This is a genomic window from Variovorax sp. Root411, assembly GCF_001425205.1.
Lineage (GTDB): Bacteria > Pseudomonadota > Gammaproteobacteria > Burkholderiales > Burkholderiaceae_C > Variovorax.
In genome coordinates this window covers 23,640-43,653 of sequence record NZ_LMDW01000016.1, presented here as the reverse complement: position 1 = coordinate 43,653, position 20,014 = coordinate 23,640, and the positions used below count along the sequence as shown (strand labels likewise).

Here is a 20,014-nt window from a genome sequence, read left to right as displayed (position 1 = left end):
ATCACATCACGGAGTGCAAGTCGACATGCCCGCATCGCCCATCGAGGTCTATTCCTGGCCCACGCCGAACGGCCACAAGGTTCACGTCATGCTGGAGGAGTGCGGCCTGCCGTACCACGCGCACCCCGTGAACATCGGCAAGGGAGACCAGTTCGCGCCCGAGTTCCTGCAGATCAGCCCGAACAACAAGATCCCCGCCATCACCGACCCCAACGGTCCGGACGGCAAGCCCATCTCGCTCTTCGAATCGGGCGCCATCCTCGTCTACCTTGCGGGCAAGACCGGCAAGTTTCTGCCCACCGGCGATCGCGAACGCTACGACGTGCTGCAGTGGCTCATGTTCCAGATGGGCGGCGTCGGCCCCATGCTCGGCCAGGCGCACCACTTCCGCCTGTACGCACCCGAGAAGATCGCCTATGCCATCGACCGGTACAGCAACGAAGCCAAGCGCCTGTACGGCGTGATCGACAAGCAGTTGTCTAAGAACAGATTCATCGCCGGCAAGAGCTATTCGATTGCCGACATTGCCATCTTTCCGTGGCTGCGCAGTTGGGAGAACCAGGGCATCACCCTCACCGACTTCCCGCACCTGAAGGCTTGGTTCGACGGCATCGCCGCACGCCCCGCCGTGCAGCGCGGCGTGAAAGTGCTGGCCGAACTGCGCCAGCCGATCACCGGCGACAAGGAGCGCGAGATTCTTTTTGGCAAGACGCAGTACGAGAAACGCTGAGAAGTCCGAGAAGAGCCAATATCCGGGCTAGAATAGAAGGCTTGTCGGGGTGTAGCGCAGCCTGGTAGCGCATCTGGTTTGGGACCAGAGGGTCGAAGGTTCGAATCCTTTCGCCCCGACCATAGAAAACGTAATGCGGACAGTCACTCGAGTGGCTGTCCGCATTTTCGTTTCTGGGTGATGGTGTCCCTGTATGCCGTCGGCAGTGTTCGCTTCAGGTGCGGGCCTTGCACTCAAAAAAGGATCACCCATTCGCCGCGCAGGTATCGATAGTGGTAGTTGGGCCCCGAAAAGGTAGTGCTGCGGCTGTAGCCCGCGCCAAAACGAAATACCTGCGAGCCCCTGACCGGACTTTGAAGGCTCAGGTCGAACAATCTCGTTGGTTGATTCAAATCGTGATTGATCGTCTCATTGCCTAATCCCGCCGTCAGGGAGGCCATCCATCCCTGGAAGCGGTGCCGCCAACCGATCGCCAGCATCGACTCGCTGTAGTTCTTCGGATTGAAATAGGCTCTGTCCACGTCCTCATGGGTGCTTCGATACGTTCGATAGCGCGCCTGCAAGGTCAGCCCCAGGTCGAGTGACGGCTGATAGATCAGCCGCAGGCGGGCATGGTCCCTTCGGTTGCCGTCCGAAAAATATTGCTGTCCCAGCAGCCCGACCAGAGTCAAATGGCTTCCCAGCCCTTGATCCACCGCCACCCCGACAAACGAAAAATCGATCCCGCGGTCCAGGGACTTCTGAGTTTCCACCCAGTCGCGCGTTACGAGAAACTCCACGGCGGTACTCTTCGTGGGTGACAGGCGGTAACTGCCGTCCAGTGTCAGCAGCGTGTGCCCTCCCTGCTGAAACAGGCCGGCCTCCAGGGCCCCTCCATCGCCAGTCCGGGATTCGATCGAACGGGCTAGAAATGAAATCTTCTTTCCGGCCCTTTGCCAGCTATCTTGCTTGTATTGGTAGTCGGAGAGACGAAAACCCAAGTAATGATCGGCATTCTCGAAAGCAGGAAAAAATTCGGCCGATACCCTTCTCGATTGAAAATTATCGCTGTCGCTGGTCAGGAAAAATTCCGTGCCAAAAGCCATGTCGCTTGTTTTTTCCTTGCTTTTTTCTTCTTCGGCTTTACAGGGACCGGCCAGCACCATGGCCCCGGATAGAACGGCAATGAAATATCTCAATGCTCCAATCATTTTGTCCCCCAGGCCTTGGGTTTTCTGAACAGTTCGTCCAGATACCCGAGAATGCTGGCGGGCTGCAGCAGCAGGCTGTACAGGAGCACATAGACGAAAAAGCCTTGGATATTCTTTCGCACGACCAAGCCCGTTTTCTTGAACATTCTGCGTTCGATTGAAAACATCAAAAAACTCAACGCGAATGCTGCCGGTATCAGCGCGAGCGTCATTACTCCTACAATCCAGTAATAGCCGAAAAGCGCAAATATTATTCCTGGAATGAATCCGATGGTGTATGCCAGATCCAGCCACGGAAACAACAGGTTCCAATAAATGAAAAATGTCGACAACCTGGGTTTGAAGAGGATTCCCGGGTGCTTGACAAAGGCCTCCGTCATACCGCGCGCCCATCGCTGGCGCTGCTTGACCAGTTGCCTGATGGTGCTGGGCACATTGGTAAACAGGCACGCATCCTCGCAGTGGCCCACCCGATACCCGGCTTTCAGCAGGGCCCACGTGAGCACGATGTCCTCTCCCACGCACTCAGGCCACCCTCCAACCTCGATCAGCGCGGCCCGGTCATAGATGGAAAATGCGCCCTGCGCAACCAAGGTGCCTTGAAACAGCGATTGCACTCGCTTGATTGCTGCAATACCGTGGAAATAGTCCCACTCCTGGCAGCGGGTAATCCAATTTTGCCTCGAGTTCCGGACCAGGATTTTTCCTGCAACGGCCCGGGTATTGGGTGGATCGGCTCGGTAACGCTCGACAATACTGGCGAGGGCTCCTCGGTACAGAAAAGAGTCGGCATCCACGGTAACGACCAGGTCGTGCAAGACTTCTTTGAATCCGATATTCAGGGCCCGGGCTTTGCCTCCGTTTTTTTTCAGATCGACGAAGGTGAGCCAGGGGTACTGATCCTTGGCTCGCTGAACAATAAGAGAAGTGTTGTCCGTGGATCCGTCATTGATCACGAGAACCTGCAGTTCGCCAGGATAATTCTGGCGCCCGATGCTGGCAAGCGTCTCCTCAATGGAGGCTTCCTCATTGTAAGCGGCAACCAGAATGGAAATCGGGGGATAGACGGACAGCGGTGAATGCGTCGGCCTCTTGTCGAGAAGCAGGCTTATGGCCATGAAGGCATTCATGAAGCCCGGAATAATGGCGATTCCATATACCAGGAAAATGGCCAGCACGGTACCAACGTAATGCTTCAAATCGGCCAGCCATGCCTCCGCAGCCCATATTGAAAATCCCATCCACGCGATGGCACCAATTAACGCGATAAGGAATTTCCCTGAAACCGACAGGTAAAGCAGTGGCAGTGCTTTTTGACCATCTTCGTTCATATCGCCCTTGATAGTTCCATGGAATGTAACGCTCAAGAAACGAGCTGAACAGTCTGTTCAACCCACTCGCGCGGCTTTGGCGCCACGCGGATTCGACCAGACTACGAAATTCGACCTCTCCCGAATCAAACCCGATTCGGCTCCCGCGTGGCGTCGAACTACCGTCCCGCCCTGCGAGTCAAGGCGCGGAACTCGGTAGAATCCGCCGCTGCCGACTGTAGGTAAAGCATCTAAGTCGTTGATTTTCCGGGCATCCCTCCAGCCTGGAATCTGCCCGTAGCTCAGTTGGATAGAGCACCTGCCTTCTAAGCAGGTTGTCGGGGGTTCGATCCCCTCCGGGCAGGCCAATCCCGCATTTCATGCAGCTTCACGCTGCCTCAAAACTCGCACTTCTCACAGGGGCGGCGGGTTTTTCTTTGCCTCTCGCGATGTCGGGCCGTAGCATCGAATCTTCGTAATTTGTCGGTACTTCTTCAGGTACTCGCACGTGGCCGAAAGCCAGGTACCGACAGCACGGGGATCACCATGCCACTGACCGACACATTCGTGAGGCACGTAAAGCACAAAGGCACTGCAATCGGCGAGCGCTACCCCGATGGCGGCGGCATGTACCTTCGGGTTAAGGCAGCGGGCAAGTACTGGCGCATGGACTATCGTTTCCATAGCAAGGCCAAGACCCTGGCGCTCGGCGTCTACCCCGCCGTGTCGCTCGCCAAGGCCCGGCAGCGACGCGACAAGGCGCGCGAACTGCTGGCCGAAGGCGTGGATCCCAGTGCCGCCAAGCGCGCGGAAAAACAGTGTCGTGCGACCGAGGCAGCCAACACCTTTGAGGCGCTCGCACGGGAATTCCACGCCACCAAGGCCAGCAGCTGGAGCGATTCCTATTCCGAGCGTTGGCTGCGCATCATGGAGAAAGACCTTTTTCCTTATCTCGGCGGACAACCCATCGCGTCGATCCGTGCCAAGGATCTTCTGCACGCGCTCAAGCGCATCGAAGGTCGAGGTGTCATAGAGACGGCTCACACCTTGCGTCAGTGTGCCGGCCAGGTGTTTCGTTACGGCGTCCAGACCGGTCGATGCGAAAGCAATCCTGCGCCCGACCTGCACGGCGCCCTCCGGCCAGTGATCACCAAGAGCATGGCCGCCGTATTGGAGCCGGAGAAAGTCGGCGAGTTGATGCGCGCGATCCAGGGCTATGGCGGCCAACCCATCACCCGCGCCGCCCTCCTGCTGTCCGCCCTCCTCTTCCAGCGGCCTGGCAACATCCGGGCGATGGAATGGGCCTGGATCGATCTGGAAAAGGCGATGCTCACCATCCCAGCCCAGGACATGAAGCGCAGGCTCCACGAAAAGATCAACGGCCGGCCTCATCTCGTCCCGTTGGCGACGCAGGCGTTAGATGCTTTCAACGAGGTACAACCATTGACCGGACATGGCAGGTATGTCTTTCCCAGCATCCGGACCGGTGAGCGCCCCATGAGCGAGAACACCGTCAATGCCGCATTGCGCAGGCTCGGGTACACGAATGACGAAATGACCGCGCACGGTTTTCGCGCTATGGCCCGCACCGTCATGGCAGAACAACTCCATGGCATCCAGCCAGATGTGATCGAGGCGCAACTTGCGCATGGCAAAAGCGGGCCCCTCGGGGCCGCGTACGACAGGGCGGAATTCATGGACAAGCGCAAAGACATGATGCAGCGCTGGGCGGACTATTTGGACCACCTTGCGGCTGGCGCGCAGCTCCTGGCGCTCAAGGCAGCCTAGAGCGGCAAGAAGCTCGCCGCTCACCCACAGCAGCGAAGCCTGCGTATCTCCGGCCATCCGAGACGAGGGCCATCCGTGGCGGTCCGCATCAACGTCGTGTGGCTACTATTGGATCGACCGGATCGGCGCACGCATCTGGCTCAAGCCATCGGCGATTCGGGTGTACTCGAATAACTTTCCGGATCGTCAATCCACCGCTGAAGCGCTGCGCGCGGCCACCGACAGGCGCACCCTAAATGTACCGGTGGGGGGAACTTGCCTTCGGCGATTCTTCGATACACAGTGGCGCGACTCAATGCCGTGATGCGAATCACGTCAGCCATGCGAAAGAACGCGGGTGCGCCGAAAGTCTGCGGAACAAGCTCGCGAGCGTTAACGTGGTGTTCGAGTTGCATGACAGATCCTTTATGGGTGCCGTGCTTTCAAGCCGTGCGTTGTTTGAGATGAAGTGCCTCGCTTGAAGAGCCGAATAGAAGCAGAACTGGTGCCCAGGCCAGAGTGAAACGAGCACTGCGCAGGGTTCGACAATCGCTGTTCAATCCAGCGGCAGTCTTCTTTCCAAAATCGTCTTCCGCATGGATCTGCTTCTAGCGTGCGACGAGATGAAACCTAAGACAACTATGATTTTTGAGAGGCCTCTGAAAACTGACGGGATGGCCCGATGGCGCGCGGCGTCTCGCTTCCAAAAATTCTCATCGCTGCATCTGACCTGTGCTGGCCCGCAACCCAGCTTGGACTGAGCGCCCCTTAGCGGGCGTGGAAGGACCGTCTCTGCTTTCCTCCAGACGCACCGACAAGCAGCGACAGAAGCAATCCAGTACGAGTCCACGCGACGTCTGTTCGAGGAAGCCGGAGTGGACTCGCGAAGGCGGCTCATTCCGCCTGCGACACACCTTCAACAGATCGATCCGCAACTTTTCTGCTCACCCGGACCGCAGCCGTCACCCGCGCATTGTCGAAGCACCCGCATATCGGCTGCCGCCTTGTCGATCGAACCAATCTTGGCCTCGGCTGACGGCAGCCGGAGCAGACAGCAGTATCGGGTTCGTGCGCCGGCCATGAGACGAGAAGCATCGCGCAGCGAGACCGCGTGGGCGACGGCCCTGCCCACCACGATCGGTCCAGGGCAAAGGACGGGTGAACCCTGATCTACCAGGGATCTGCAGCGCCGCTTCAGCAAGCTGTCCACGCCGAGCAACTAGCACATTGCGCAGTTGCGACGCCGGTCCGGATCTTCAACGATGCACCGCTCTGCCTACCGCCAAGGAGCATCCCATGCGCACGCTGCTGATCGACAACTACGACTCGTTCACCTACAACCTCTACCAGTACCTGGCGGCCTGCAATGGTGAACCGCCGATCGTGCTGCGCAACAACGAGATGCACTGGGATGAGGTCGAGCGCATGCACTTCGACAACATCGTGATCTCGCCGGGGCCCGGGCGTCCGCAGCGACGCGCCGACCTCGGCATCTCGGCGGACGCGCTGCAGCGTTCCCGCAAACCCGTGCTCGGCGTCTGCCTCGGGCACCAGGCCATCGCCCATCATTGCGGCGCTCGGGTCGACTTGGCGGTGCGGCCGATGCACGGACGTCTCGATCGGGTGTCGCACGCGCAGCGCGATCTCTTCGCCGGCATTCCAGACCGCTTCGAGGCGGTGCGCTACCACTCCCTCGCGGTCACGCAGCTGCCCTGCTCACTGGAGCCGCTCGCATGGACGTCCGACGGCACGTTGATGGGATTGCGCCACATCTCGCTGTCCTGGTGGGGGGTGCAGTTCCATCCGGAGTCGATCTGCACCGAATTCGGCGCGCGGCTGCTGCGCAATTTCAGGGACCTGACGCTGGAATGGCTGGCGCAGGCGCCGCGGCGCGAGGCACGGGATCGCTTCGGCCCCGCCTTGCACCTTGAAGGCCCGCAGGCGCTGTCGCTGCACGCGGAGTGCATCGACACCGCGTCCGATGCCGAGGCCGTGTTCATGAGCACGTTCGCGCACAGCGATTGCGCTTTCTGGCTGGACAGCAGCCTCGCCGAAGCCGGGCGGGCGCGCTTCTCGTTCATGGGCGATGCGAACGGTCCGCGCACCCAGGTACTGATCTACCGCACCGCACCGCGCGAGCTGATGGTGCGCCGGGGCGACGTCGTCCAGGTGCGGGACGAGAGCATCTTCGACTACCTGCGCGACCACCTTCCGGGCCAGTCGCCAGCGGGCCCGAAACTTCCCTTCGACTTCGCCTGTGGCTTCGTGGGCTACTTCGGCTATGAACTCAAACGCGAACTCGACGGTGCACGCGCTCACGACGCGGACACTCCGGACGCGATGTGGATCCTCGCCGACCGCTTTCTTGCCTTCGACCATCTCGAGCAGCAAGTGTGGATCGTTTGCCTCGATGAGGATGAGCCATGCAATGAAAATCGCCGCTGGATGCAGGCCATGCGCGAGCGGCTCGAAGCCGCACAGGTGGCGGCGCCGGAGGACGGCGCAGATGCGGCCCGGGAGCTGCATTCATTGGCTTGGCGGGTGGACCTGGCGACCTACCGCGAACTCATCCTGCGCTGCCAGCACGAGATCCTGCAGGGCGAGACCTACGAGGTCTGCCTCACGAACCAACTGGTCGGCGAAGGACGCATCCGACCGCTGGAGGTTTATCGGGTCCTGCGCAAGCACAATCCGGCGCCCTATGCGGCCTACCTGCGCATCGGCGGCTATGCTGTGCTGTGCGCCTCGCCTGAACTCTTCCTTCGCATCTCCGGCGACCGGGAGGTGGAATCGAAGCCCATCAAGGGGACCGCAGCGCGCGGCGCGACACCGGCCGAAGACGAAGCGATCGCAGACGCCATGGTCGCGGACGAGAAGACCCGCGCGGAGAACCTGATGATTGTCGACCTGCTGCGCAACGACCTCAACCGCGTGTGCGAGATCGACAGCGTTCACGTGCCGAGCCTGTTCGCGCTCGAGACCTACGCCACCGTGCACCAACTGGTCAGTACCATCCGCGGGAGGCTGCGAGCGGACCTGGGGACTATTGACTGTGTGCGCGCCGCGTTCCCCGGCGGCTCCATGACAGGTGCGCCTAAGGTGCGCACGATGAAAATCCTGGACGAATTCGAGGAGGCAGCTCGCGGGATCTACTCGGGCAGCATCGGCTATCTGTCGCTCGACGGGGCGGCCCAGCTCAACATCGTGATCCGCACGCTGGTATCGGCCAACGGCCGGATCTCCATCGGTGCCGGCGGTGCCATCGTCGCGATGTCCGATCCCGATGCCGAAGTCGACGAGATCGTTCTGAAGGCACAGGCGCTGTGGGATGTTCTCAGGCGCTGCGGCGCGCCGCTCGGCACGCGGCCAGGCACGGCCGCGGATGCAAGTATCGCAGGCGCTTCGGTGTCCCCGGAGCCGCCATTCGACCCTGTGGCTCCGCACGCGACTCCGACGCTGCCACCGTCCACCAATGGCTAGCGCACAGGCCAATCGCCGGGGGATTCTGCTCATGCTGCTGGCCATGGGCTGCTACGTCCTCAACGATGTCTTCGTGAAGCTGGCCGCGCAAAGCTTGCCGGCCGGGCAAATTCTTGCCGTGCGCGGTGCGTTCGCGACCCTCTTCATCCTGGCCATCGCGCGGGGCACGCGCGGTAGCTGGCGAACGGCACTGCGTCCGCTCGTGGGGGCGCGCTGCGGACTCGAGGTCACGACGGCCCTCGCCTCCGTGGTCGCCCTGTCGCTGGCGCCGCTTGCCACTGTGAGCACGCTCATGATGACCGCGCCACTGATGATCGCCGCCACGGCGATGGCGCTGCGGTGGGAGCCCTGGCGTGGCGGGCGTCTGTTGGCTGCTACCGCGGGATTTGGCGGCGTCCTGCTGGTCATCCAGCCGGCCGCGCGGCCGGATGTCCCCGCAGCCGGTCTTGCCTGCGCGCTGTTATGTGCCGCCTCGCTGGCTGCGCGCGACCTGGTGACACGGCGCATTCCCGCCACGATCCCTTCGTCGACCATCGCGGTCGCGACCACGCTCGCCGTGTGCCTGGCGGGCCTGCTGCTGGGTCTCGTGGAACGCTGGACGGCGCTCACGCGCTACGAGCTCGGCATGCTCGCGGCGGCTGCGGGTTGCGCGGCGCTGGGCAACTATGCGCTCATCGTCGCCTGCCGCGGCGTCGATCTCTCGGTCGTCACACCTTTTCGCTACAGCCTGATCGTCTGGGCCTTGCTGTTGGGATACGCGGTCTGGGGCGACCTGCCTCGGCCCCAGGCCGCCGTCGGCGTGCTGCTGATCGTCGCGGCCGGTGCCTTCACCGTCTGGACCGCCCGGCGGCCGTAGGTAAAAAGACCGAACTTTCCGACCGCCATGGTTCGCAGGCGCTGGATAGAGCGTTCGTCGCGACGTTCACCGCCCTATCAACTCTGACAGTTTCCCGGCGCCTGTCATCACGCTGTAATGCGGGCCTCATTCAACGAGGTGACCTCATGGAGATCATTACGGGAACGATCGACTCCTTTGCGGCGGACGTGCTTTTCGACATGGCGCGCTACCGGCACGAGGTTTTCGTCGAGAAGCTGGGCTGGAAGCTCGATACGCGCGGTCGGCTGGAGCTGGACGAATTTGACCGGAAGGACACCATCTATCTGATCGCGCGCAATACGGACGGGGAGATTGTCGGCACGAGCCGCCTCTTGCCCACGCACAGGCCCTATCTGCTCGCCAGTGTCTTTCCTCAACTGCTCGGCGACACGCCCGCGCCGTGCTCGCCTGACGTCTGGGAACTGTCGCGATTTGCCGCTGCCGATTGGATGCGGCTCGGCGCGGGCGAGAGTCTACATGGCTGGTCGCTCGCGCTGGGCATGCTGCGCGTCGCGATGCGGACCGTCGCCAAGCATGGAGGACGGCGGCTCATCAGCGCCTCGCCACTGGGCATAGAGCGCATCCTGCGTCGCGCGGGCCTGTCCGTGCACCGCGCGGCGCCGCCGGTGCTGATCGAGGGCCAGCATCTCTTTGCCTGTTTCATCGACGTGGACACGGGCTGGTGTCCGCGCCAAGACCGGCACGCCGACGCGGTCGGTTGAGTCCCCCGCAGCCGGGCTGGCGCGCCCCCTGCGACCCTCCACTCAGTTCAGGAGCCCGAGCCGAGAAGCGAATGCTGCGGCCGAGCTCTTGGTGGGCACGCCCAATCTGGCCATTGCGTTTTGCAGATGAAATTCGACCGTGGGTTTCGAGATGCAAAGGATGGATGCAATCTCGTCGCTCGTCTTGCCATCGCCAGTCCAGCGCAGCACCTCCACCTGCCGTTTCGTGAGGGATTCGAGCCCCTCCAGCGGGCTACCTCCCAGGAGGCCGCAGAACGCGCGGTGGGCGGTATGCACCAGCCACTGCAGGCACGGATCCTTGGCGAGCATCTCCGCTGCCGTCAGCGGTTCGCCCGACCTGGCAAGCGTCAGCATGCCGATCCGCGCGTCGGGCTCGAAGACCGATTGCGCCCATCCGACGCGCAGGCCAAACGAGCGCGCCTCATCCCACATCTGCGGTGCGTCCCGAAAGACTTCGTTGCTCCAGACCACGGGCGTGCCGCTGTGCACGCCGTGAGCGACCGTGGGATCGAGCTGCAGGTATCCGGCGTTGATGTAACGGTGACTCCACCGTTCGTCGTACGTGCTGAACATCAAGGTCTTCCGCCGGGTGAAGGGCACGAGCGTGCGCAGCCCGTAGGCGCAGTGCTCGAAGCCGAGGTGCCTGGTTGCCACACTGATCTGCGCGAGCACCTCAGAAGGCTCGCTTGCCTGGCTCAACCGACCGAGAACATCCTGGGTCCACTCGTTCATAGGTGCGCTTCCTGCGTCGTCGGCACCCCCACCTTTTTCTCGAGCACAGTCGAGGCTCCCGGTGTGGAGCCCGCCAGGCGAGAAGGCCAGCGGCTCCAGCCTTTGAACCGACCCGCGCGGGGTCGGCCGGCTGCTAGCACCCGGCGGCCACTCAGCATGTGATGGAGGCAAGGGTGCGACAGTCTAGAAGCGCCTGGCCGAGCCCGGAGGCAAAATTCACCACCATTTCTGCCAATCTCGCGAGCCCCCCGCTTCGCGCACTGGCGCGTTGCGGCGCAGCGTCGTGAGATTCCTGATTGATCCTCCTTACGGTGGCTCCTCATGATGCACAAGGTCTGGTTCCTGCTGCTTCCCGGATTCCTTCTTCTCGACATCATCCGCGTGCTCGCGGTATTCGAGGCCGCCAATGCCGCCTTGCGCAGGACACGCGGCAAGCTCGTCGGCTACGACGTTCGATTGGCCTCGGCAACGGACGGCCAGGCCCTGAGTTCAAGTGGCGTGGCACTCTCGACGCGTGCATTGCCGCGCTGGCTCGTGGGTCGGGCGAGCACGCTCTTCATCAGTGGAGAACCCGATCCGGGCTCGGCGGGGCCGGCAGGCGTGCGGCGCCTGCGCGAATGGCTATCCCGGAACCGGAGGCGTCTGAGCCGCTGCGCCGTCCTGGGCGCTCGAGCTTTGCTGCCGCGTGCGCCAGACATCCACGCCGTGCGGCGACGAGGCCGCGCCGCGCCGCCGGCACCGCACCGTGGGCAGCGTGCAGACCCGCCCGCGGCCTGCACCAAAGCGCATGGCTGGCGCGTCATCGAACCGGACCAGGGAGAAGACCTGGCGCTGTCGTGGATCGCAGAGGACCGAGGTGCCGCGTTCGCGGACATGCTCGCCGCGCGCCTTGCCGGGCCACGCAGCCGTCGCTACGGCATGCCGCGCCGTCGCCGGGTGTCAACCGAGCCGCCTGCGATCGACGCGCGGATCGGCACGCTGCATCAGTGGATCGCGGCGCATCTGCAGGAGAACCTCAGCGTCGCCCGATTGGCGCAGGAGGTCCACATGTCCGCACGCTCTTTCGCACGCTTCTACGAACGCGCGACCGGTCTGTCGCCTGGACGGGGCGTACAGCAGATGCGCCTCGACACCGCCCGCCGCCTTCTTGAGACAAGCCCACTTCCCCTCAAGACCATCGCAGGGCAATGCGGTTACGGGTCCCAGGAGGTGATGCGCAGGGCGTTCGTTCGCGACCTGCAGATGACGCCGCGCGAATACCGACGGCGGCACGCCACGATGAAAGGTGCGGGCGCGGCCTAGCAGGCCCATGTCCTACCACGCGCAAATGCGCCTACCCATTGCCGGACGGCCCGCCGCGGCGCGCCCGCGCGTCGGGCGCCAATGGCTCGTCGACCGACCGCCGCATCGCTAGTCTTCTGTGGCCCAGCACACCAGCCGCAAGTCTGTCAGCGGCAGCAAGGCACGCGTGCCGTCGCCGAAGCGGACCTCGCCGACGTCGCCATCCTTCGCCTTGATGCGCAGCGATCCGCGCCGTCCGCCGTGCTCCACCACAAGCACCGTGCGGCCGGCACTGTTGACCCTGGCGCGCTCGCTCCCGGGGCCCGCTGGCGTCGAGCCCCCGAGGGACTGGGACGACGGCGGGCGATGTCTTGCCTGCGCACGTCCGATCGGCTCGCCCCGCGCCAGCAGTTCCTCAAGTTCGTGCGGACGATCGCTGGCGATGGCCACCAACTCGTAGAGCAATCGCACGTCCCCCCCGACCCGCCCGTCCTCCACCGCCTGCCGCAATTGCGGCGGTGCGTCGCTGAGCCGAGCGGCCTCGGTGATGAAGGAACGCGGTTTGCCCAACCGGCGCGCGATCTCGGCGCGCGAATGGCCTTCCCCTTCCCGTTCGGCGATGAAGGAGGCCAGATCGAATGGCGACATGTCCTCGCGGTGCAGGTTCTCCGCGACCTGGGCGAACGGGTCTACCCGCTCGTCCACGAATGCCGGGACTGTGGCGAGCCCTGCCCGGCGCGCGGCGCGCACCCTGCGTTCGCCGCGGTTGACGATGTACCGGTCCGCATGTTCGGGATGGCAACGCAACGATACCGGCTCCAGCACGCCATGCTCTCGGATCGATGCGGCAAGTTCCTCGATGCGTTCGCTCGGGATGCGACGGCGTGGCTGGCGAGGGTCGAAGTCGATGCGGTCGAGCGCCACCTGCATCGGTGTGCCCATGCCCGCACAGGCCGCTTCGCCCGTGAGCAGATCGGCCGCCCTGAACTGCGACAGCACACTCAGGTCCAGCCCGTCAGGCGCATTCATGGCTGCTCGTCCGCACGCACCGGCATGCTCGAGGCGTCGATGCGTTGCTGCAGCAACTCGAACACCCGCATCACCTCGAGACTAGCCTCGCGGGCCGCGCTCTTGGGCAGTCGCCACACCGGCACGCCCGCAGCCAGCGCCTCGGGAATGGCAGAGCGGGTCGAGATCCGTGCCGGTACTACGAACTCCCGGAAGTTCAAGGCCAGATCCTGCATCGCAGCCTTCTGCCGCAACGAATGCGGGTTGAACCGGTTCAAAACGATGGCCGCCAGCCGCAGTTGCGGGTTGTAGCGCTGTCTGACGCCAAAGATGGTTCTGAGCATGTCGGCGACGCCGTCGATGCTGTACTCCTCCAGCTCGATCGGGCAGGCCACGGCATGGCCAGCAATCAGCGCCGCGCTCATGCGCAAGCCCAGCACCGGCGGCGTGTCGATCACGACTGCGTCGAATTCCTGCGCCAGGCGAATCACGTTCCTGCGAAATGTGGGAATCACGACCTCCGCCTTCGCGAGTTCGACGTCGGCCAGCTTTTTGCTGCCCGGCACCAGGGCAACGGTCTGCGCGCGGGCCGGGATGATCGGGCCCATGTCCCCTCCGAAGAGTTCCACCGCCTCGGCGATCGCCGAGGAGCTGCGCAGCGATTTCGAGCTGTTGGCCTGCGCGTCAAGATCGATCAGGCACACCGACTGGCGTCGCATCTCGGCCAGCCAGCATGCGTACAGCACCGCCAGGGTCGACTTGCCGACGCCACCTTTCTGGTTGCCGAAGATGACCACGTTGCCCATGACTTGCTCCTCAGGCCTCGACGCGAACCATGCGGGTCCTCTACACCACATGGCACGCTGCGCGGCTGCCGCCGAAACCTGCGACAGGGCCATTCCGGCGCAGGCCGACCCTGCCGCGTTGGCCATGATGGATCGCCATGCCGCGTCGCTCACGAATATCGCCGCCCCACGCTTTGCGATGCCACTGTCAAAAACAATAGTCGACACAAGCATGCGCGGAGGCGGACATTGCGCCACATGCAAGCACTCGATGTTCAACGCAGGAACGCGACCGACAAAGGCCGACACGCGGCCTGGCCTCCCGTGCTTGTTGTCGCTGGCTTGATGACGCACGCCTGCGCCCTGTGGGCACAGGCCGAGCTCGACACATCCCAAGTCGTCAGTCCACAGCAGCAGGCAGCGCGCGACCACGACCGCATCGCGATCCTTCGCGAAGAGCTCCGGAAGTCGCAAGCGCAATTGGAAGATCTCGCGCGCCGTAAGGCTGAGCGGCTCGCTGCGTCCGATATGCAGGCGGCGACCGAAGCCGAGGCGCAGCGCGTTCGCACGTTCGGCGACATCGCAGCCATCCAGCGAGAGATCGCGTCCGCCTCGCGTACCTCCACCCGGACCGCGGCGGTCGAGGCCTTGGCCGCTCAGGCCACCAAGGGCCCTGCCGCCGCCGGCAAGCGAGCGGCACCGACGCCCTGGTGGGACGTCTACGGCGGCAGCCGGCGCATTGACCCGTCGGCTTCAGTTTCTCTCGCGCCCCCGTCCGGGCAAGTGCCCGCGGGATCTTCCTCGGCCACTGGAGTCTCGCCATGACCGCATGCTCGATCCACCACATCCGGCCCGCAGCGCGATTTGGCGTCCGAACCAGATGGATCGGATGCCTGCTCATCGCCCTGCTCGCCGTCGCCCCCGCGGGAGCCGCCTGGGCCGGCAGCCCGTTTGCCACCGGCGCCAACGCGACCCAGCAGCAACTCGTCGCCATCCTGACGCCGCTGGCGGCGGTCGCCGTGATGGTCTCCGGCGCCATGGCCTGGTTTGGCCGCCTGAGCTGGTGGTGGATGGTCGCCGTCGTGATCGGCACCGTGCTGGTCTTCGGTGGCCCACAGATCGTCTCCTGGATTCGGGGCCTGTTCGGGGTGTAAGGGAGAGCGAACCGTGAGTCGCAACCAAGGCATCGCCGCGGATCCTCTGTTCGTCGGCATGACACGGCCGTCGATGGTCTGGGGCGTCACCTACTCAGCCATGATGTTCAACATCGTGGTCACGACCGAGTCGTTCATCGTGACCAAGAGCCTCGCGTGGCTGCTGGCCTTCGTGCCGATCCACGGGGTGCTCTACCTGGTCTGCCTGTACGAGCCGCGCTTCTTCGACCTGCTGCAGCTGTGGGGCCGCACGCGCCTGCCCGCCATGCTCGGCGGCAACCTGCGGTTCTGGCGTGCGAATTCGTACAGCCCCCTGGCGCTGGACATGCCTGATTGGCACGGGCGCCGCCGCATGCGGACTTGGCCCGTGGCGGTGGTCTGACAGGGCATCGCCATGAAGCTGCTGTCACGCTCCGAGCACACGCTGCGCCGCGAAGCCGGCGCCGCAACCATGATCCCACTGTCTTCGCATGTGGACGAGCATGTGGCCCGGACGCGCGCGGGCGACTATGTGCAGACGCTGCGCCTGGGCGGCACGAGCTTCGAAAGCGCGGACGACGATGACATCAACAGCTGGCACGAGCGCCTCAATGTCCTGCTGCGCAACATCGCCTCGCCCAACCTGGCCCTGTGGACCCACGTGATCCGGCGTCGCGAGACAGGCTATCCGGGCGGGCGGACGGTTCCCGGCTTCGCCGACGAAATCGAGCAGCGGTACCGCCGCAAGATGGCCGGTGAGCGGCTGATGGTCAACGAGCTGTACCTGTCGATCGTCTTCCGGCCGCAGCCGACCCGCATCGGCAATGCCGCATTGCGGCTGTTCAGGCGCGCGGACCCGGAGGGTGCCCAGGCGGAACTGCGCGATGCCCTCGATGCCTGCAGCAAGCTGCGCCAGGAGCTGCTCGCGGCTCTGGAGCGCTACGACCCCGAAACATTGGGCATCTATCGGCTGCACGAAGAGGATGTGCTGTTCTCTTCCCTGATGGAATTCCACGGCCTGCTGGTCAACGGGGAATGGCAGCGCATGCCGCTGCCGCGCTCACCCCTCAACGAGGTTCTGGCCACCACCCGGCCATTCTTCGGCAACGAAGCCATGGAATACCGCACGGGCACCCAGACGCGGATCGGCGCCTTCCTCGGCATCAAGGAGTACCCCACGCCCACGGCCCCGGGCATGTTCAGCGCGCTGCTGACCGCCCCCTTCCCCTTCGTGCTCACGCAAAGCTTCACCTTCTTGGCCAAGAGCACGGCGACCGACATGATGAGCCGCCAGCATCACCGGATGGCGGCCGCCGGCGACCTGGCGGTCTCGCAGGCCGAGGAGCTCAAGGACGCGCTGGACGACCTGATGAGCAACCGCTTCGTGATGGGCGACCACCACTTCAGCTTGCACGTGCTGGCCGACACTTACGACGGCGTCGGCGAGGCCGAAGGCCGGCCCCGCCTCAAGCAGCTCAACGACAACGTGGCTCGTGCCCGCTACCTGCTGGGCGACACGGGAATGGTGGTGGCGCGCGAGGACCTCGCGCTGGAGGCTGCGTTCTGGGCGCAACTCCCGGGAAACTTCGGCTACCGCAGCCGCAAGGCACCCGTGACCAGCCGCAACTTCGCCGCGATGTCGCCCTTCCACAATTTCCCGACCGGCCGCGCCACAGGCAACTACTGGGGCGACGCGCTGGCCATGTTCATGACGCGTGCCGGCTCGCCCTACTACTTCTCGCTGCATGCAAGCGACCCGCGCAGCCCAGACGGCGGCAGCCGCCGGGACGTGGGGCACATCACCGGAGTCGGGCCGGTCGGTACCGGCAAGACCACGCTGCTGGGTTTCTGCATGGTGGCGATCTGCAATCGACTCGATGCCACGCAGGTCATCTTCGACAAGGACGAAGGCCTGCACATCCTCGTGCGAGCGCTGGGCGGCCAGTACCTCTCGCTCAAGAACGGCGTGCCGACCGGCTGCAATCCGCTGCAGCTCGACGATGCGGTCACCGACAACGTCGAGTTCATGCGGCACTGGCTCAGGCGCCTCGTCATGCGCACGCCGACCGATACCTTGAGCGTCCGTCAGGAGGACGACCTCGACCAGGCGCTGCACGGCACCCTGAGGCTCGATCCACCCTTCAGGCGCCTGTCCCGTCTGGTCGCCTTCCTCGACATCACGGACCCCGAGGGGATGCACGCGCGCCTTCGCAGATGGTGTGCCTCGGAGCGCGGCGACTATGCCTGGGTCTTCGACAACGATCGCGACGACGTGGCCCCGCTGCTGGCCCGGCACGCCCTGGTCGGCTTCGACGTGACCGACTTCCTCGACAACGAAGTCGTGCGCGCGCCGCTGACCATGTACCTCTTTCATCTGGTCAACCGGATGGTGGATGGGCGCCCGCTGGTGTGCTGGATGGACGAATTCGCCAAGCTCCTGAGCGACCCGGCCTTCGCGAAGTTTGCCAAGAACGGCCTGGAGACCTGGCGCAAGAAGAACGCGAACATCGCCACCTTCACCCAGAGCATCAGCCATGTGCTCGATTCCAGCATTGCGCGTGCGATCGTCGAGCAGACGCCCACGAAGATCGTGTTCCCCAATCCGGAGGCGGACTACGACGAGTACACCCAGGGCTTCAACCTGACTGACAGGGAGTTCGTGCTCATCAAGCAGGAACTCGAGCCTGGCTCTCGGCAATTTCTCATCAAGCAGAACCATGTCAGCGTGGTCGCGCAGCTCGATCTGCAAGGCTTCGATGACGCGCTGCACGTCATTTCCGGGCGCACGAGCAATGTCCGCCTCATGCGCGAGTGCATCGCGACCTTCGGACCGGACCCCGACCAATGGCTCGCGCGCTTCCGCAAGGCGCTGGCCGAACGCCCCTCCCGTTCGCTCTCACACCAGGAGAACTCCCGTGCATAGATTCCTTGTTGCCTTCCTCCTTGCGGCGGCTTCGCTGGCACCGCTGCACGCCAAAGCCGGTATCCCGGTGATCGACGTCACGGCCGTCGCCAACCTGATTCAGCAGGTCATGTACTGGCAGCAGCAGATCTCCGGGATGCAGAAGCAATACGACCAACTGAAGGAATCCAAGGACCAGCTGACCCAGACCCACAACGCGATGACGGGAAGTCGCGGCATGGAGCAGTTACTACCCACCTCGGAGCTCGCGCGCAACTACTTGCCTCCCAGCTATGGCGAGCTGATGAACACGCTCAACGGCACGTCGGCCGGCTATGCGGGGCTGGCCAGCCAAGTGCAATCGATCATGAAGGCCAACAGCATCCTCTCAGGAACGCAGATGGAGACGCTCAGTCCGGAGTTGCGTCAAATCGTCGAGCAAGGGCGGCAATCGGCAGCGCTGCTCAACGGCATGACCCAGAACGCGTACCAGAACACCAGCCAGCGTTTCTCGGCGCTGCAACTGCTCATCAGTCGCATCGCTTCTGCACAGGATCCCAAGGCGATCCAGGACTTGCAGGCAAGGATCCAGGCTGAGCAGAACATGCTCACCAATGAGCAGACGAAGCTGCAGAGTCTCTACCAGATTGCAAGAGCCGAGGAAGCGGCCCAGCAGCAGCGCCTGCGAGAGCGTGCGGCCACAGACGTCGGCAGCGTGCGGGCCATGTCGCGGGTGAGCTATTAGATCTGCAGAAGGGGCGAGATGTTAAAGAGCACAAAGACCTATGTGGCGCTCTGCGCCATCGCCGCCGTCGCTGGCATCGGGATGTACCACTACATCAACCATGCCACGATCGAACAATCAACGCCTTCGAACGAGGCGGTTCCTCCGGTTGCAACGCCGTCAGCACCTCGGGAAGAGGATGTAGAGCGCAAGACCTTGCATGGCATTGGCAGCATCAAGGATCTGAAGCCCGTTCCCCTCCAGCCGGATCTAGGCGGTAGACGGTAGTGGAGGTCGTATGGGATTTTTTGAGCAGTTTTTCACTTGGCTCAACGGGCAATTGGCCACCTACGTGAGTGCGAATGCCACTCGGGTTGCATCCGCAATCGAGCCCGCAGCAATAACGCTCGCGACCATCTACGTGATGAGTTGGGGATATCTCTCATTTACTGGACGGATCCAAGAACCGCTCTGGGAAGGCGTCAAACGCATCCTTGTCATCGCCATCGTGCTCGGCGTTGGCCTGCGCCTTTGGGCCTACAACGATGTCGCTGTCGATACCTTCACCCGAAGTCCCGACCAGCTTGCTGCTGCAATCCTCGGGGCCGCTTCAACTGTGTCTGTCGTAGACCAGATATGGATTGACGGTAACCTAACAGCAGAGCAATTGCTTAGCAAAGGAAGCGTGCTAAATGCAAACTTTGCTTACTATCTCGCAGGCTTCCTCGTCTACCTTCTCGTTGGTTTAACCGTTGTCGCGACCGCATTTCTGTTAGCTCTTTCTAAGATCGCTCTTGCCTTGATCCTCGCATTGGGCCCGATTTTTATCGTGCTTCTGTTCTTTGACGCTACCAAGCGCTTCTTCGAGGCCTGGGTAGCTCAACTTGCCAACTACGCGCTTGTTAGCATTCTTGCGACGTTCGCGGCAGCACTTTTGTTAAGTGTTCTCCGCTCTTATACGCAGAACACGGCATCTCTTGGCGGCGCGATCACGATTGCAGAGGGCGCCAGAGTGTGCATTGCCTCGGCGTTGGTCTTTCTGATAATGCGTCAAGTTATGTCTATCGCTGCCGGGTTGGCGAGCGGGGTCGCGCTGAGCACCCATGGGGTCGTCAGCGGCGCGCTTCGCTGGGGGCTTGGCGGGGCCAAGCGTACGAGTTACGAGTTCGGTCGCGGCGTGCTGGACGGCCTACGGCGGGAACCGCACAGCCGCTGGGATTCGTTCCGCCGCTTGGCAGGCAATCGCGTTGGTGCTGGCGTGGCCTCGATGGCAAGTGTCGGGGCCGCGCGTCGCGGCGGCACTGTGCTTCCGAGAGAGCAGGTCATACCGGGCCTCTCGCGCAATCGCTAGC

Annotated in this window: 19 protein-coding genes and 2 tRNA genes; 15 read left to right on the top strand and 6 right to left on the bottom strand. The window is 63.3% G+C overall.

Annotated elements, in window-relative coordinates; genetic code table 11:
• The first annotated feature begins 25 nt into the window (after positions 1 to 25).
• Entirely contained in the window at positions 26 to 730 is a 705-nt protein-coding gene (locus ASC92_RS16870) for a glutathione binding-like protein (protein WP_056517976.1), read from the top strand.
• A 45-nt stretch (positions 731 to 775) separates the two neighbouring features.
• Positions 776 to 852 (top strand) — tRNA-Pro (locus ASC92_RS16865).
• Between the two features lie 111 nt (positions 853 to 963).
• Here the strand turns inward: ASC92_RS16865 and ASC92_RS16860 are convergent.
• Both ASC92_RS16860 and ASC92_RS16855 read right to left on the bottom strand, forming a co-directional pair.
• On the bottom strand, positions 964 to 1,908 hold the full coding sequence (locus ASC92_RS16860; protein WP_235505860.1) for a hypothetical protein: 945 nt from the start codon (positions 1,906 to 1,908) through the stop codon (positions 964 to 966).
• 8 nt (positions 1,909 to 1,916) lie between these two features.
• Positions 1,917 to 3,251: a glycosyltransferase gene (locus ASC92_RS16855; RefSeq protein WP_056517972.1), complete on the bottom strand. Its 1,335-nt coding sequence runs from the start codon at positions 3,249 to 3,251 to the stop codon at positions 1,917 to 1,919.
• A gap of 270 nt (positions 3,252 to 3,521) precedes the next feature.
• On the opposite strand from ASC92_RS16855, the gene ASC92_RS16850 reads away from it, so the two are divergent.
• Positions 3,522 to 3,598 (top strand) — tRNA-Arg (locus tag ASC92_RS16850).
• 178 nt (positions 3,599 to 3,776) lie between these two features.
• Complete coding sequence (locus tag ASC92_RS16845; protein WP_056517970.1) at positions 3,777 to 5,018, top strand: tyrosine-type recombinase/integrase; 1,242 nt, start codon at positions 3,777 to 3,779, stop codon at positions 5,016 to 5,018.
• A 140-nt stretch (positions 5,019 to 5,158) separates the two neighbouring features.
• On the opposite strand, the gene ASC92_RS28100 is transcribed toward ASC92_RS16845, so the two are convergent.
• On the bottom strand, positions 5,159 to 5,413 hold the full coding sequence (locus ASC92_RS28100; protein ID WP_082519618.1) for a helix-turn-helix transcriptional regulator: 255 nt from the start codon (positions 5,411 to 5,413) through the stop codon (positions 5,159 to 5,161).
• 880 nt (positions 5,414 to 6,293) lie between these two features.
• Here ASC92_RS28100 and pabB point away from each other — a divergent pair.
• The 3 genes from pabB (at position 6,294) to ASC92_RS28650 (ending at position 10,076) form a co-directional block, all read left to right on the top strand.
• Complete coding sequence (pabB, locus tag ASC92_RS16840; RefSeq protein ID WP_082519617.1) at positions 6,294 to 8,477, top strand: aminodeoxychorismate synthase component I; 2,184 nt, start codon at positions 6,294 to 6,296, stop codon at positions 8,475 to 8,477.
• Positions 8,470 to 9,333 carry a DMT family transporter gene (locus tag ASC92_RS16835; protein ID WP_414820413.1) on the top strand — a complete coding sequence of 288 codons (864 nt, stop codon included), beginning with the start codon at positions 8,470 to 8,472 and terminating at the stop codon, positions 9,331 to 9,333. The genes pabB and ASC92_RS16835 overlap by 8 nt, the downstream gene beginning before the upstream one ends.
• A gap of 146 nt (positions 9,334 to 9,479) precedes the next feature.
• Positions 9,480 to 10,076, top strand: a complete 597-nt coding sequence (locus tag ASC92_RS28650; RefSeq protein WP_056517962.1) for an acyl-homoserine-lactone synthase — start codon at positions 9,480 to 9,482, stop codon at positions 10,074 to 10,076.
• Positions 10,077 to 10,118: 42 nt separating this feature from the next.
• On the opposite strand, the gene ASC92_RS28645 is transcribed toward ASC92_RS28650, so the two are convergent.
• Positions 10,119 to 10,829 carry an autoinducer binding domain-containing protein gene (locus tag ASC92_RS28645; RefSeq protein ID WP_056517960.1) on the bottom strand — a complete coding sequence of 237 codons (711 nt, stop codon included), beginning with the start codon at positions 10,827 to 10,829 and terminating at the stop codon, positions 10,119 to 10,121.
• Between the two features lie 321 nt (positions 10,830 to 11,150).
• Between ASC92_RS28645 and ASC92_RS16820 the strand changes: the two genes are divergently transcribed.
• Positions 11,151 to 12,131: a helix-turn-helix domain-containing protein gene (locus tag ASC92_RS16820; RefSeq protein WP_235505859.1), complete on the top strand. Its 981-nt coding sequence runs from the start codon at positions 11,151 to 11,153 to the stop codon at positions 12,129 to 12,131.
• A 108-nt stretch (positions 12,132 to 12,239) separates the two neighbouring features.
• On the opposite strand, the gene ASC92_RS16815 is transcribed toward ASC92_RS16820, so the two are convergent.
• Both ASC92_RS16815 and ASC92_RS16810 read right to left on the bottom strand, forming a co-directional pair.
• On the bottom strand, positions 12,240 to 13,139 hold the full coding sequence (locus ASC92_RS16815; protein WP_056517958.1) for a ParB/RepB/Spo0J family partition protein: 900 nt from the start codon (positions 13,137 to 13,139) through the stop codon (positions 12,240 to 12,242).
• Positions 13,136 to 13,924 (bottom strand): ParA family protein, encoded by a 789-nt coding sequence (locus tag ASC92_RS16810; protein ID WP_056517957.1) that lies wholly within the window; start codon positions 13,922 to 13,924, stop codon positions 13,136 to 13,138. Before ASC92_RS16810 ends, ASC92_RS16815 begins: the two co-directional genes overlap by 4 nt.
• A 237-nt stretch (positions 13,925 to 14,161) precedes the next feature.
• On the opposite strand from ASC92_RS16810, the gene ASC92_RS16805 reads away from it, so the two are divergent.
• The 7 genes from ASC92_RS16805 to ASC92_RS16775 are packed head-to-tail and all read left to right on the top strand — an operon-like array spanning position 14,162 to position 20,013.
• Positions 14,162 to 14,728, top strand: a complete 567-nt coding sequence (locus tag ASC92_RS16805; protein ID WP_235505858.1) for a hypothetical protein — start codon at positions 14,162 to 14,164, stop codon at positions 14,726 to 14,728.
• Entirely contained in the window at positions 14,725 to 15,057 is a 333-nt protein-coding gene (locus ASC92_RS16800; RefSeq protein WP_056517955.1) for a TrbC/VirB2 family protein, read from the top strand. The genes ASC92_RS16805 and ASC92_RS16800 overlap by 4 nt, the downstream gene beginning before the upstream one ends.
• A 13-nt stretch (positions 15,058 to 15,070) precedes the next feature.
• Entirely contained in the window at positions 15,071 to 15,439 is a 369-nt protein-coding gene (locus ASC92_RS16795) for a type IV secretion system protein VirB3 (RefSeq protein WP_056517953.1), read from the top strand.
• A 12-nt stretch (positions 15,440 to 15,451) separates the two neighbouring features.
• Complete coding sequence (locus ASC92_RS16790; RefSeq protein WP_056517951.1) at positions 15,452 to 17,959, top strand: VirB4 family type IV secretion/conjugal transfer ATPase; 2,508 nt, start codon at positions 15,452 to 15,454, stop codon at positions 17,957 to 17,959.
• On the top strand, positions 17,952 to 18,683 hold the full coding sequence (locus tag ASC92_RS16785) for a type IV secretion system protein (protein WP_056517949.1): 732 nt from the start codon (positions 17,952 to 17,954) through the stop codon (positions 18,681 to 18,683). Before ASC92_RS16790 ends, ASC92_RS16785 begins: the two co-directional genes overlap by 8 nt.
• Positions 18,684 to 18,701: 18 nt before the next feature.
• Positions 18,702 to 18,950 carry a hypothetical protein gene (locus tag ASC92_RS16780; protein ID WP_056517947.1) on the top strand — a complete coding sequence of 83 codons (249 nt, stop codon included), beginning with the start codon at positions 18,702 to 18,704 and terminating at the stop codon, positions 18,948 to 18,950.
• 10 nt (positions 18,951 to 18,960) lie between these two features.
• Positions 18,961 to 20,013, top strand: coding sequence for a type IV secretion system protein (locus tag ASC92_RS16775; RefSeq protein WP_056517943.1), 1,053 nt, complete (start codon positions 18,961 to 18,963; stop codon positions 20,011 to 20,013).
• Position 20,014 lies beyond the last annotated feature (1 nt).